This is a genomic window from Kribbella sp. CWNU-51, from assembly GCF_054073265.1.
Map to the genome: position 1 here is coordinate 94202 of NZ_JBSXMZ010000018.1, position 13391 is coordinate 107592.

The window sequence follows — 13391 nt, forward strand, 5'->3', positions numbered from 1 at the left end:
GCGGCACTAGCATGCGGGAGGTGCGGATTTGGGTGAGTGGGGCTAGGGGGACGCTGGGGAGTGAGGTCTGTCGGCAGTTGGTTGCCGAGGGCTATGAGGTGGTCGAGGCCGACCTGGTGGGGCCGGGGGCGGTCGACCTGAGTGACCGGGCAGCTGTGGCGCGGTCGCTGCGTGGGGTGGACGCGATCGTGCATTGTGCCGGGATCGCGAGTCCGGAGAACATCACGCCCGTGCGCCTGCTCGAGGCCAACGCGCTCACGACGTTCAACGCGCTGGAAGAGGCGTGGCTGCAGGGCATCCGGACGGCCGTGCTCGCGTCGAGCGGGTCGATCTACGGCACCGCGTGGTCACCGGAGGAGATTGGCACTCCGTCGGTGCCGATCAATGAGGAGACCGCCCTCCGATACGTCGATCCGTACGCGCTCACCAAAGACGTGCTCGAGCGTATGGGGGAGATGTACGCGCGCCGCGGCATGCAGGTCACAGCCCTCCGTTTCCACTGGATCCTCACCCCCGACGAAGTACGCCGCTACATCGCCGACGCACCGCCTGAGGACAACCGCCGCAACCTCTGGGGGTACGTCGATCTCGCCGAGGCGGCTCGGGCCTGCGTGCTGTCCCTGCAGCCCCGCACAGCCGCCGAACGCTACGAGACCTTGGTGATCGCCGCCGAGGACACTGGCATGGAGCAGCCCACCGCCGACTTGCTCGCGAGCTACTCACCGGACACCGTGGTCACCGGGGACCTCGCCGGCACCCAGTCGCTCTTCGACTGCCGCCGCGCGGCCGAGGTGATCGGCTGGACCCACCACAGCCGTTGGCGAAACTAGCTCGGGAGGTTCGATGGAGGAGCGGCCTTGGTACGCGGACGGGCTGGATCCGGAGGAGTTGGCGTTCCAGCGTTTGTACGGGCCGTGGAAGGTGTCGACGCCGGCGGATGCCCAGGAGCTGATGCACGGGTACGACGGTGACTGGTGGATCAATGGTGGATGGGCGATCGAGGCTTTCACCGGCGTACGGCGGGAGCACGAGGACGTCGACGTATCACTCTGGCGCCGCGACATCGAGAAGCTCCGGTTTCATCTCAACGGCCGCTACGACCTGTGGTCCAACGCGGGCGGACGGCTGCAGCCGCTGACCGATGAGCGGCCGGAGCAGCCCGACGATGCCGACCAGATCTGGCTGCGGCGGCACGCGCTGGCACCGTGGGAGTTCGACCTCCAGCCCAACCCGGACCGCGACGGCCGCTGGGTCTTCCGCCGCGATCCCACCCTCGACTACGCCCTCGACGAGATCACCTGGCGAGCACCCGACGGCATCCGCTACATCAACCCCGAACTGGCGATCGCCTACAAGGCCCGCCTCGGCCGCCCGAAAGACGAGCGCGACCTGGACGCAACGCTCCCACTCCTCACCCCAGACCGCCGCACCTGGCTGGCCGACATGATCGACCACCTCCACCCCAACCACCCCTGGCTACCGCGCATCCGAGCAACCTCCGCCACCTGACTCAGCTGAGGTGACCCGCAGAGCCGCGACACGCGCTTCAGAGCCAGACCGGGCGGCGGGAATCTATACCGGTGCCGTAGTCGGGGTCTCCGCCGCGGACGAGGAGCCAGTGGGTGGTGGCTCGGGCTCGGGCTCGGTAGAGGCGTAGCTCGGCGGGAGGGCGGAGTTCGTCGACACCGTACGTGCGGAGTTCTGGGTAGCGGGCGGTGTACAAGGCGGCGCAATGATCGAGTTCGTCGTCCGGGACGAGTTCGGCGCGGGCGCGGAAGTACACGGCCGAGGCGCCGCCGATGCGGACGCTCGAGTCGAAGATCGCGATCGTGACGTCCGGAGCGGCCGCGATGTTCAGTGAATGCATGGCATCCGGTGACGACGCCCAGTAGAAGTCGTCGTGGCCGTCGGGCGTGAAGTAGACCGGCGTCACCCAGGGAAGACCGTCGGCGTCGACCGTTCCCAGCGTCATGTACTTGTTGGCTTCGATGACCGCCGCCGCTCGCCGGTCGAGAGTCTCTTGCGACATCACTTCTCCTGACGGATTACGTCGTACGTGAGGTGGGTGGCGTTCGGCGTACTCGCGGTGTCGCGCTGGACCAGGCGGATGGGCGGGATCGTGGTCCGCTCGAACAGCGGAGTGCCGTCTCCGAGCACGATAGGCGCCAGGTGGATGCGCACCTCGTCCACCAGGCCGGCGTACAGGTACTGCCGGCCGAGGTGACCGCCACCCATCACCACCACGTCCTTCGCGCCCGCAGCGGCCTGCGCCGACTTCAGCGCCGGAACGATGCCGTCGGTCTCGAAGCGGAACCGGTCGCCGAGCCGCACCCGAGCCGGCCGATGGGACGTGACCACGAAGACCGGCGGCGCCGCGTCGTCGCGCTCCCAGCCCTGCGGTCCGTCGATGACGTCGAAGGTACGGCGTCCCATCAGCACCGCGCCGACCTCGAACAACTGGTCGAGCACCTTCCGGTCGGCCTCGGCCGGATCGGCAACCCAGTCGTGCAACGGTTCGCCTCCGATGCCGAGACCGTGCGCGAGGTCGGCGCCGGGGGCCGTGACGAAGCCGTCCAGCGACATCGTGATGTCCAGAAATACGCGTCCCATGATGTTCTCCCATCAACGAGGTTGTGGGCACCAGCCTCGGAGCCGGCGGCACGGAAAGTCGTCCGTGCCGACCACTGGAGCACCACGGAAGCACCACGGATGACGGCATGATGGGCGGATGGCTGGTCCGAAGGAGGTGTCCGCGCGGGAGGCCGAGGTCCTGGCCGCCCTGGTCGGCGGCCGGTCCAACGCCCAGATCGCCCGGCAGTTGCACATCCGCATCCGCACAGTGGAGAGCCACGTCTCCGCACTGCTACGCAAGTACGGCGTCTCGGACCGCCATGAGCTGGCCGGACTGGCCACCGTGGACCAGGGCTTCAGCACACCGACCGGTCCAGGCACCAGCTTCGTCGGCCGTGAGCAGGACCGGTCCGAAATCCTCGCCGCCCTCACAAGCAACCGCCTGGTCAGCCTCCTCGGCCCAGGCGGTGTTGGCAAACCCGTCTGGCCCTCCGCATCGCCGCCGAGGTCGGGGACAACTATCCGTACGGCGGTGCAGTGGTCGACCTCGTCCCGGTGCGGCCCGGGTTCGTCGTCGCGGCGGTGGCCGAAGCACTCCAGGTCAGAGAGCAGCCTCCGCAGACCCTCGTCGACGCAGTGCTCGATCGCCTCAAGCGTGGCCGGACTTTGCTCGTCCTGGACAACTGCGAGCACGTAGTGGAGGACGTGGGCAGTCTGGTCGCCCGCATCCTCACCGAGGCGTCGGAGACCGCCGTACTGGCGACCAGCCGGGAGCGGCTCGGTGTGGTGGGGGAGCGTCCACTACAGCTGGGTCCGCTCAAGCTGGGCGCCGAGGCCGAGCAGCTCTTCCGGGACCGCGCCGCACTGGTGGCGCCGGAGCTCGCCGACGACGCCGTCCTCGCGGCGAAGGTGTGTGCCGAGCTGGACGGCGTACCGCTGGCGATCGAGCTCGCAGCCGCCCGCGCTGGGTCATTGGGCCCCGATGGCTTGCTGGCCGCGCTCGATGACCGCTTGCGGTTGCTGGCCGGCGGACGTGGGCCGAACGAGCGGCATCACTCGCTGGCACAGGTGATCGGCTGGAGCTACGACCTGCTGGATGACGCCGAGCGGACTCTGTTCCGACGGCTCGGGGTCTTCGTCGGTGGATTCGACCTTGCCGCTGCGTCCGGTCTGACGCCCGGGACCGGGAAAGGCGAGCTGAGCGACCTGCTCGGACGGCTGACCGACAAGAGTCTGCTGCACCGCGCTCAGTACGCCGGCACGAGCAGGTGGCGGATGCTCGACACAGTCTGCGCGTTCGTGTTGGACGAGCTGCACCGATCCGGTGAGTACGACGAGGTCGCCGTACTGCATCTGGCGTGGGCCGACAGCACGGCCGCAGACCTCGAGGCCAAGCTGGAAGCCGGTGACGATTGGCAGACCGAGTTCGACCAGGTCACCGCTGATCTCCGCGCCGCAGTCCGCCACCCAGAGGGCGACGGGACCGACCTGCGCCGGTTGGCCCGCCGGCTTGCGCACCTGACGTTCGCCCGGAAGCGGTTCATCGAGGCGCACGACCACTACCTCACCGCCGCGGCCCACGCCGCCGACGCCGCCGAGCTGTACGACGACCTCCGCGACGCGGCTGACGCGACCCTCGTGGTCGCCGACGGCACGGAGTCCTACCACCTCATGCTGCGGGCAGCGGAACGCGCCGCCGCCGAGCACAACCACCAGCTCGAGCAAGAGGCCCTCGCCAACGCGGTCACCGTCATCAACCGGTACGAGGTCGAAGAACCCATCCCGGCCGACCGCGGTGCCGGTCTGCTCGCAGCGGACGCCGACACCGTTGCCGTCCGCATCGCCCGGGCTTGGATCGCCCGCTTCGACATCCCCTCGGCCGAGGCCGCCGTCGCAGCGGCCCGCCGGTCCAACGACCCGCTGGCCATCATGAACGCGCTCGACGCGTACGGCACCGCCGTCGGTGGCGTCGGCCGTCTCCACGACGCCCGCGAGGCCGCGAAGGAACGGCTCGCGCTGGCGGCGACCCTGCCCGAGCACGACTCCCGAGCGGTCGCGGAGATCGTGGACGCCTACCACGTCGCCTCCACGACTGCGGTGGCGTCCGGTGAACTGACCGAGGCGGTTCGGCTGGCCCGGCTCACCGACGACCCCGCGCACGTTCATCCGTTCATCACCGCCCCACGCCAGGTCCGCGCGTTCGCGCTGGCCGGACTGTTCGACGAAGCAGTCGAGGCGGCGGACGTTATGTGGAGCGGCTGGCGGGCTGCCGGTTGCCCGCCGCACGCCTGGATGGCATCGGCCGCATCCTCAGCCGCACTGGCCCACGGACTGCTCGGCACCGGCCTGGCGTCGGTCTGGCAGGACCGGGCCCTGGAGATCGCCCGCGTGCAGGACCCGGCCGACGCTCCGGCGCTGGCGGCGAACGCTGCCTTCGTCGACGCCCGGCTGACCATGCACAGCCTCGAAGCCGGCTTGCTGACGGCCAACGTCGCAAACGCGGTCCAGCGGGCTTTCGCGGAGTTTCCCGAGCCATGGTGGGTCCCGTACGCACGGACCGCGGGTGCCGAGCTGGCGGTCGTGGCCGGCTTCCACGACGCCCCGCAGTACGTCGAACGCGCGGTCACGGAGAACGCCTGGTCGGACGCCGTTCTGCTGCGCGCCAGCGGCCGCCTGACCCGGGACCGGGTCACGCTCGCGGAGGCGGCCGACCGGTTCGAGCGGATCGGCGCGCGCTTCGAGCACGCCCGTACGGTCCGGCTCCTGTCCCACCGCTGAGGCCCGAGGAGCGGGAACAACCGCGGCGGACATACTCTTGAAACCGTTATGACCTCTCCCGAGCGCCGCACGGTGTACCTGGACCACGCGGCGACCACTCCGATGCTCCCGGCCGCGATCGAGGCGATGACCTATCACCTCGCGCGGACCGGCAATGCGTCGTCCCTGCACGGCTCCGGCCGAGCGGCCCGGCGGACGGTGGAGGAATCGCGCGAGACGATCGCCGAGGCGCTCGGAGCGCAGCCGAGCGAGGTGGTCTTCACCTCCGGCGGCACCGAAGCGGACAACCTCGCCCTGAAGGGGCTGTGGTGGGCCCGGCTGGCCGAGGACCCGCGGCGGCGCCGGATCCTGCTCAGCGGGATCGAGCATCACGCCGTCCTCGATCCGGCCATCTGGCTGGGTCAGCACGAGCGGGCCGAGATCGAGTGGCTGCCGGTCGACGAGCTCGGGCGGGTGCGGCCGGACGACGTACGACGCGCGATCGAGAGCGATCCGGAGAGCGTGTCGTTCGTCACGTTGATGATGGCGAACAACGAGGTCGGCACACTGCAGCCGGTGGGAGAGATCGCGGCGATCGCGCAGGAGTACGGCGTTCCCGTGCACACCGACGCCGTCCAGGCGATCGGGCAGGTGCCGGTGGACTTCGCGGAGCTGGGGGTGGACGCGATGACCGTGTCCGCGCACAAGCTCGGCGGTCCGTACGGGATCGGCGCGCTGATCGTCCACAAGGAGACGAAGCTGACGCCGATCCTGCACGGCGGTGGGCAGGAGCGCGACGTCCGGTCCGGCACGCTGGACGCGCCCGCGACCGCGGGGTTCGCGGTCGCGATGGAGCACGCGATCAAGCACCAGGCGGACGAGGCGCGCCGCCTGACCGAGCTGCGGGACGCGCTGATCGACGGGGTGGTGAGCACGGTCGAGGGCGCCAAGTTGTCGGGTGACCCGGCGGACCGCTTGCCCGGTAACGCACACTTGTCCTTCAGCGGCTGCGAGGGCGACTCGTTGCTGCTGCTGCTCGACGCGCGCGGCATCGAGGTGTCGACCGGCTCCGCGTGCAACGCCGGGGTCGCCGAGCCGAGCCACGTGCTGCTGGCCATGGGGTACGACGACCAGCGGGCGCGCGGGTCACTCCGGTTCACCCTCGGGCACACCAGCACCCGCGCCGACGTCGACGCCGTACTGGAGAACATCGGACCGGTGGTGGAGCGGGCGAAGTCCGCAGGACTGCAGAACGTGGGAAGGAACACCTGATGCGGGTACTCGCAGCCATGTCCGGCGGGGTCGACTCCGCCGTCGCGGCGGCGCGGATGGCCGAGGCCGGGCACGACGTGGTCGGAGTGCACCTGGCCCTGAGCCGGAACCCGCAGTCGTACCGCAGCGGCGCGCGCGGCTGCTGCACGATCGAGGACTCCCGCGACGCCCGCCGGGCCGCGGACGTGATCGGCATCCCGTTCTACGTCTGGGACCTGGCCGAGCGGTTCCACGCCGACGTGGTCGAGGACTTCGTCGCGGAGTACGCGGCCGGTCGTACGCCGAACCCGTGCCTGCGGTGCAACGAGAAGGTGAAGTTCAGCGCCGTACTCGAGCGGGCCCTCGCACTCGACTTCGACGCGGTCGCGACCGGGCACTACGCGCGGATCGTGGACACTCCGGACGGCGCTCGCGAGTTGCATCGCGCGGTGGATCCGGCCAAGGACCAGTCCTACGTGCTCGGAGTGCTCACGCAGCAGCAGCTCGCGCACGCGTTGTTCCCGCTCGGGGACACGCCCAAGACCGAGGTCCGGGCCGAGGCCGAGCGCCGCGGGTTGTCGGTGGCGGCCAAGCCGGACAGTCACGACATCTGTTTCATTGCCGATGGCAACACTCCGGGATTCCTCAGCAAGCAGCTCGGTGAGGCGCCCGGCGACATCGTCGATGCGCAGGGCAACAAGCTGGGTGAGCACAAGGGCACTCATGGCTTCACCGTCGGTCAGCGCAAGGGCCTGCGGATCGGCACGCCGGCAGCCGACGGCAAGCCGCGGTTCGTGCTGGACATCAGCCCGGTCGACCGCACGGTGACGGTCGGATCGCGCGAGGAGCTGGCGGTCGCGCAGCTGACCGCGTCGAAGCCGCGCTGGTGCGGTCCCGTGCCGGACTCTGAGCTGCACGCGAAGGCTCAGCTGCGCGCGCACGGCGAAGAGGTCGCCGTCACCGCCCGACTCGAAGGCGATCTCGTCGTCGTCGACTTCGACGAGCCGACCTCAGCGGTCGCACCCGGCCAGGCCGTCGTCCTGTACGACGGCACCCGGGTGATCGGATCAGCCACAATCGACACAGTCTCCCGGGCAGCAGCCCAGCACGCATGACGACCACTGGCCTGGGATCCCTGCCGGGTGACGACATCCGCGAGTGGACGAAGGTGCTGCTCGAAGCGGTCGACATCCCGTTCCTGGCCGAGCTGCCGGCGCGTCCGTACGGCGACATGCTCAGCCGGGCCGTCGCCGTACTGACCGAGCTGGCGGTAGACCTGCAGCCGGCCGGGTGGCGGCTGACCGGGGGGAGCGATCCGCGGGCGAGTCTGGATCAGCGCCGGGCGCGGTCGTTGCTCGCTGAGGATCTGGATGTGCTCGAGGAGCTGGCGGACGGCTACACCGGTCCGTTGAAGTTGCAGCTCACCGGGCCGTGGACTCTGGCGGCCACCGTCGAGCGGCCGCGCGGTGACAAGGTGCTCGCGGACCACGGCGCCCGGCGTGACCTGGCCGAGGTGCTGGCGTTGGGGCTGGGGGATCACGTCGCCGAGGTACGACGTCGGGTTCCGGGGGCGGAGCTCGTCGTACAGATCGACGAGCCGGCCCTGCCCGCCGTACTCGCCGGGGCCATCCCGACGGCGTCCGGCTGGAGCAAGCACCGCTCGGTCGATGGTCCGGGCGCTGTGGAGCTCCTGAGCCTGGTGACCACCGCAGCACCCACTGTGATCCACTGCTGTGCTGCCCGACCGCCGATCGAGGTCTTCACCAAGTCCGGCGCCACCGGCGTCGCCGTCGACATCTCTTTGCTCGGCAATCCCGGGTGGGATCAGATCGCCCTCGCCGCAGAGGCCGGCACGACCCTCTACGCGGGCCTGGTCCCCACCACGGGCACCCTGCCGAACCCCGAGCAGGCCGCGAATCCGCTGATCCGCCGCTGGCGCGAGCTGGGCCTCGACCCGGAACTCCTGAAGAAGGTCGTGATCACGCCTGCGTGCGGCCTCGCGGCCTCCCCGTCACCGGCCGACGCCCGCGCGCGCTTGGACCTGCTCCGCCGAGTCGTCGACGCAGTAGGCGAAGCCGCAGACGCCTGACCAAATAGTCGGTTCTCGGCGCCGGAGGCGGCGTCTACCTTGCGGAGAAACGTCGGTGGTCGGCTGTAGGTTTTGCTCATGAGCGAGGAGATTCCCGAGAGTACTGCTGGTGAACAGCCTGCTGCGCCGCCTGAGGTGCGGGAGCGGCATGCCGCGCTGAGCAAGGAGATCGAGGACCACCGGGTGAAGTACTACCTGGGCAGCTCGATCATCTCGGACGCGGACTTCGACGAGCTGATGCACGAGCTGCAGGCGATCGAGGAGCAGTACAACGAGCTCCGCACGCCGGACTCGCCGACCCAGAAGGTCGGCATCCCGATCTCCACGCTGTTCACCCCGGTCCAGCATCCGATGCGGATGGAGAGCCTGGCGAACGCGTTCTCCGCCGAGCAGATGGAGGCGTGGGCCAAGCGGCTGGAGCGGGAGGTGACGCTCAAGCAGATCCACGACAGCGGGTTCATCTGCGAGCTGAAGGTGGACGGGCTCGCCCTCGATCTGGTCTACGAGAACGGCACGCTGGTCAGCGGCGCCACCCGTGGCGACGGCCGCACCGGCGAGGACGTGACGCTCAACGTCCGCACGATCAAGAGCATCCCGAACGAGCTGGACGGCAAGGACCTGCCGTCCTTCCTGGAGGTCCGCGGCGAGGTCTACTTCCGCGTCGAGGACTTCGAGGAGCTGAACGCGCAGCTGGTCGAGGCGGGCAAGGACCCGTTCTCCAACCCGCGCAACAGCGCCGCCGGATCGCTGCGGCAGAAGGACCCCCGGGTGTCCGCGAGCCGCCCGCTGCGTTTCGTCGTCCATGGCCTCGGCCGCGTCGACGGCTATCACGTCCGCCGGCTGTCCTCGGCGTACGAGCAGCTCGGGGCCTGGGGCCTGCCGGTCAGCGACCGCGCCCGCAAGGTCGAGACGCTCGACCAGGTCAACGAGTTCATCGCGTACTACGGCGAGAACAGGCACTCCGTCGACCACGAGATCGACGGGGTCGTGGTGAAGGTGGACGAGGTCGACCTGCAGCGCGCGCTCGGCTCGACCTCGAGCGCCCCCCGCTGGGCGATCGCGTACAAGTACCCGCCGGAGGAGGTCACCACCAAGCTCCTCGACATCGAGGTGAACGTGGGCCGCACCGGCCGCGTCACGCCGTACGGGCGGATGGAGCCGGTGCGGGTGGCCGGTTCGACGGTCGAGTTCGCGACCCTGCACAACGCGTCGGAGGTGAAACGCAAGGGCGTCTGGATCGGCGACACCGTCGTCCTGCGCAAGGCCGGCGACGTGATCCCCGAGATCCTCGGCCCGGTGATCGACCTGCGGCCGGACGACGCCCACGAGTTCGTGATGCCGACCGAGTGCCCCTCCTGCGGTACGACGCTGCGCCCGATGAAGGAGGGTGATGTCGACATCCGCTGCCCGAACACGAAGTCCTGCCCGGCGCAGTTGCGGGAGCGGTTGTTCCATCTGGCCGGGCGGTCGGCGTTCGACATCGAGGCGCTCGGGTTCAAGGGTGCCGACGCACTGATCGGTGACGGGCTGATCGTGGACGAGGGCGACCTGTTCGGGCTCACCGAGGAGGACCTGGCCCGGAGTTCGTTCTTCACCGTCAAGGCCGGATCCTTGTCGGCGAACGCCCTGCGCCTGCTGGCGAACCTGGAGCAGGCCAAGACCCAGCCGCTGTCCCGCGGGCTGGTCGCGCTGTCCATCCGGCACGTCGGCCCGACCGCGGCGCAGGCGCTCGCGGCCGTGTACGACGACATCGAGGGCATCCGCGCGGCGAGCGAGGAGGAGCTCTCGGAGATCGAGGGTGTCGGTCCGACCATCGCGCACGCGGTCATCGAGTGGTTCGAGGTCGACTGGCACCAGGCGATCGTCGACAAGTGGAAGGCGGCCGGCGTCCAGCTCCGCGAGGAGCGCACCGGCCCGACCGTGGCGCAGACCCTCACCGGCCTCTCGATCGTCGTGACCGGCACCGTCGAAGGCTTCAGCCGGGACGAGGCCACCGAGGCGATCGTGTCGCGCGGCGGCAAGGCGGCGTCCTCGGTCTCGAAGAAGACCTCGTTCGTCGTGGTCGGCGACTCGCCCGGATCGAAGTACGACAAGGCGGTCCAGCTGGGCGTTCCGATCCTGGACGCGGCCGGCTTCCAGGTGCTGCTCGACCAAGGCGCCGACGCCGCCTCCGAGGTCGCCACCACGCCGGACCCCGGCGACGCGTAGCTCCCTGCGACGGGTGATCAGCGCCACGTCGTCGTACGGCGTGGATCCAACGGCCGGACTGAGCCGTCCGACTGTTAACTTTGCACGTCCACACGTGGGTCAAAAGGAGCGAATATGACGACGCCGCCGCGGGGACCGTGGGGTCCTGGGCAGCCGGGGGGCCAGCCAGGCGGGCAGCAAGGGGGACAGGGTGCGCAAGGCGGCTGGGGACAGCAACCTCCCGGCCAGGGTGGTGGCGGCTGGGGTCAGCGCCCGCAGCAGCCTCCCCACCAGGGTCAGCCTCCGCAGCAGGGTCGGCCGCCCCAGCAAGGTCAGCCTCCGCAGGGCCAGCCCCCGCACGGACAACCTCCGCACGGACAACCTCCGCACGGACAGCCTCCGCAGCAGGGGCAGTCTCCGCAGCAGGGCGGCTGGGGGCAGCAGCCGGCCCAGCCCGGCCAGCAGGGCCGGCCGGGTCCGGGGCAGCCTCAGGGACAGCCCGCGCAGGGCGGTTGGGGTCAGCGCACCGCGCAGCAGCAAGGCGGTCCCTACCAGCAGCAGGCGTGGGGTCCCCAGGGCCAGCAGCCGGGCGGCGGCTGGCAGCAGCAGCAGGGTGGACAGCCCCAGTGGCAGCCGGGCGGGCCTGGCGGCTCCAAGGGTCCCGGTGGCATCAGCAAGGACAAGCTGCCGCTGGTGATCGGCGGCGGTGTCGTCGGCATCGTGCTGATCGGCCTGCTCGTCTTCCTCGGCATCCACGCGTTCGGTGGTGACGACAAGCCCGAGTCCGGGCCGACCACGTCCGAGCAGCCGACCGGCAACCCGACGAACGGCGGCGGCGACAACAACGGCGAGCTCGGCAATGCGACCGGTCAGGCGAAGACGGCGACCGACAAGCTGCAGGGCCTCGGCTACGGCTGCAGCGACCTGTTCAACACCGCGCAGGGCGCGCACCGCGGCTGCTTCAAGTACGAAGGCGCCACCGAGGCCCAGGCGATCTTCCAGTTCCAGTCGGACGGCACGATCATCGGCGTGGACCTGACGTCGCAGAACGAGGACAACGTCAACAACGCCGCGGTCACCTTCGACGCGGCACTGCAGGCGCTCGGCAACGACACGTTCGGCGGCAGCGAGGTCAAGAAGGTCCAGGACGCGATCAAGACCGGCCAGAAGTCGCAGAAGGTCGGCAGCACCTGGGGTGAGTTCGAGCTGCGTAACGACGGCGACACCGTGGAGCTGTCCGGCGGCAAGTCCGGTTCGGACTCGCTCGACCTGCCGAAAAAGACCTTCGACACGACTGAGCCGCAGCTGGCCGCGGCGCTGAAGGCGAAGCAGTACGTCTGCACGAGCTCCTGCAGCAAGCAGGTCGGCAAGTACGGCTCGCAGCGGGTGTACTTCTACGCCAGCGAGGGCGAGGGCATCAAGCAGATCGAGATGAGCGCCTCGGGTGATCCCGGCGACGTGAAGAAGGCGCTGCCGGCCGCGGTCAACGACGCGTTCGGGGTGCTGAAAGGCGGGGACATCGCGGCGCTGAAGTTGTACATCCAGTCGCACAGTGACGGGAAGTCGTACGCTTCCTACGTGGCCGGATGGCGGGTCGAGATCACCGGCAACGCGTCGGACGACTACGCCTCGCAGCGGATCAACATCTCGTACGAGACGTTCTTCGTCTGAGCGCTACGGTGGATGTCACGGCCGTCGGCGAGGACAGGGAGGCCGGATGAAGTTCCCCCGGGAGAAGCGGGATGCGCGGACCGTGGCGGCGCCACCGCCCGAGGCCGTCCAGCGCGTCGACGGCGGTGGGGCCTGGGGCCCCACCCAGTTCGATCTCCCGGACCGCAACGGCAGCAACAGTCAGGCGATCCTGATCGTCGCCCTCATCGGCGTCGTCGTTCTCCTGATCCTGGCCGGCCTCTGGGTCCTCGCCTACTTCCAGTTCACCTAGGCCCACAGCAGAAGCCCCCCGCTCCCGACGCCTGGAGCCGGGGGCTTTCGCTTGTCACCCCACCCTCCCCCACTGAGCCGCTGACCCCGGCGTTGCGCTGCCGGGGCAATTTGAGGGGATAACCGGCCCCTCGAATTGAGCGTTCTCCCCTCGCATACCAGCGGAGAAGGCACCACGTCAGGGGATATCCGGCGCTTCGGTCGGTTCCGTGGGTGTTGCCCGCGCCGTCGACCGAATCGCCAGGCCATCACAACGAGGCCAGGACGAAGACCTCCCGCCGACGATCGCGGAGTCTCGGTGATTGTGATGGCTTGGAAGTCCGCCACACCCCGGCCGCGCGGCGGTGGGCGGTTTGGCGATGCCGGGCCGCTGACCGGACCTGCTCCACTCACCAAGCAGCGCGATGCGGGAGACGCCCCGCTCGGCCGCGAGCACTCGGCACCTGACCGACCGGGTTAGTGAGTGCCCCACGTCCACGCAGGTCCAGACCCACGGGCCGGCCGGGCCAGGCTGGGGAGGATCTTCCACGGCGAGATCAGGGGGTGGTCGCAACGCGGTGTAGGTCGTCGATGAGGAGGGTAGCGAACATTTCGC

The 13391-nt window shown here is 69.8% G+C and carries 12 protein-coding genes; 9 read left to right on the forward strand and 3 right to left on the reverse strand.

Annotated features, from left to right (window positions below):
* The first annotated feature begins 32 nt into the window (after positions 1–32).
* Positions 33–830 carry an NAD-dependent epimerase/dehydratase family protein gene (locus tag ACXC9Q_RS21475; RefSeq protein ID WP_457058388.1) on the forward strand — a complete coding sequence of 266 codons (798 nt, stop codon included), beginning with the start codon at positions 33–35 and terminating at the stop codon, positions 828–830.
* Between the two features lie 13 nt (positions 831–843).
* Positions 844–1509, forward strand: a complete 666-nt coding sequence (locus ACXC9Q_RS21480) for a nucleotidyltransferase domain-containing protein (RefSeq protein WP_457058389.1) — start codon at positions 844–846, stop codon at positions 1507–1509.
* 37 nt (positions 1510–1546) lie between these two features.
* Here the strand turns inward: ACXC9Q_RS21480 and ACXC9Q_RS21485 are convergent, their stop codons facing one another.
* Positions 1547–2029, reverse strand: a complete 483-nt coding sequence (locus ACXC9Q_RS21485) for a pyridoxamine 5'-phosphate oxidase family protein (protein WP_457058390.1) — start codon at positions 2027–2029, stop codon at positions 1547–1549.
* Positions 2029–2610 carry a dihydrofolate reductase family protein gene (locus tag ACXC9Q_RS21490; RefSeq protein ID WP_457058391.1) on the reverse strand — a complete coding sequence of 194 codons (582 nt, stop codon included), beginning with the start codon at positions 2608–2610 and terminating at the stop codon, positions 2029–2031. The genes ACXC9Q_RS21485 and ACXC9Q_RS21490 overlap by 1 nt, the downstream gene beginning before the upstream one ends.
* Before the next feature lie 118 nt (positions 2611–2728).
* Here ACXC9Q_RS21490 and ACXC9Q_RS21495 point away from each other — a divergent pair, with 118 nt between their 5' ends.
* From ACXC9Q_RS21495 to ligA, 5 genes are all read left to right on the forward strand, one after another.
* Positions 2729–3268 carry a response regulator transcription factor gene (locus ACXC9Q_RS21495; RefSeq protein ID WP_457058392.1) on the forward strand — a complete coding sequence of 180 codons (540 nt, stop codon included), beginning with the start codon at positions 2729–2731 and terminating at the stop codon, positions 3266–3268.
* 2129 nt (positions 3269–5397) lie between these two features.
* Positions 5398–6600 (forward strand): cysteine desulfurase family protein, encoded by a 1203-nt coding sequence (locus ACXC9Q_RS21500; RefSeq protein WP_457058393.1) that lies wholly within the window; start codon positions 5398–5400, stop codon positions 6598–6600.
* Complete coding sequence (gene mnmA, locus ACXC9Q_RS21505) at positions 6600–7694, forward strand: tRNA 2-thiouridine(34) synthase MnmA (RefSeq protein WP_457058394.1); 1095 nt, start codon at positions 6600–6602, stop codon at positions 7692–7694. The genes ACXC9Q_RS21500 and mnmA overlap by 1 nt, the downstream gene beginning before the upstream one ends.
* Positions 7691–8668, forward strand: coding sequence for a methionine synthase vitamin-B12 independent (locus ACXC9Q_RS21510; RefSeq protein WP_457058395.1), 978 nt, complete (start codon positions 7691–7693; stop codon positions 8666–8668). Before mnmA ends, ACXC9Q_RS21510 begins: the two co-directional genes overlap by 4 nt.
* Before the next feature lie 78 nt (positions 8669–8746).
* Positions 8747–10876 carry an NAD-dependent DNA ligase LigA gene (gene ligA, locus ACXC9Q_RS21515; RefSeq protein ID WP_457058396.1) on the forward strand — a complete coding sequence of 710 codons (2130 nt, stop codon included), beginning with the start codon at positions 8747–8749 and terminating at the stop codon, positions 10874–10876.
* 99 nt (positions 10877–10975) lie between these two features.
* Here ligA and ACXC9Q_RS21520 read toward each other — a convergent pair whose 3' ends face one another.
* The gene (locus tag ACXC9Q_RS21520; protein ID WP_457058397.1) at positions 10976–11611 is read right to left on the reverse strand and encodes a hypothetical protein; all 636 of its coding nucleotides are present in this window, start codon (positions 11609–11611) and stop codon (positions 10976–10978) included.
* Between ACXC9Q_RS21520 and ACXC9Q_RS21525 the strand changes: the two genes are divergently transcribed.
* Both ACXC9Q_RS21525 and ACXC9Q_RS21530 read left to right on the forward strand, forming a co-directional pair.
* Positions 11549–12526 (forward strand): hypothetical protein, encoded by a 978-nt coding sequence (locus tag ACXC9Q_RS21525; RefSeq protein ID WP_457058398.1) that lies wholly within the window; start codon positions 11549–11551, stop codon positions 12524–12526. The two genes, ACXC9Q_RS21520 and ACXC9Q_RS21525, sit on opposite strands and share 63 nt — an antisense overlap.
* A 46-nt stretch (positions 12527–12572) precedes the next feature.
* Positions 12573–12797 (forward strand): hypothetical protein, encoded by a 225-nt coding sequence (locus tag ACXC9Q_RS21530; RefSeq protein ID WP_457058399.1) that lies wholly within the window; start codon positions 12573–12575, stop codon positions 12795–12797.
* Positions 12798–13391 lie beyond the last annotated feature (594 nt).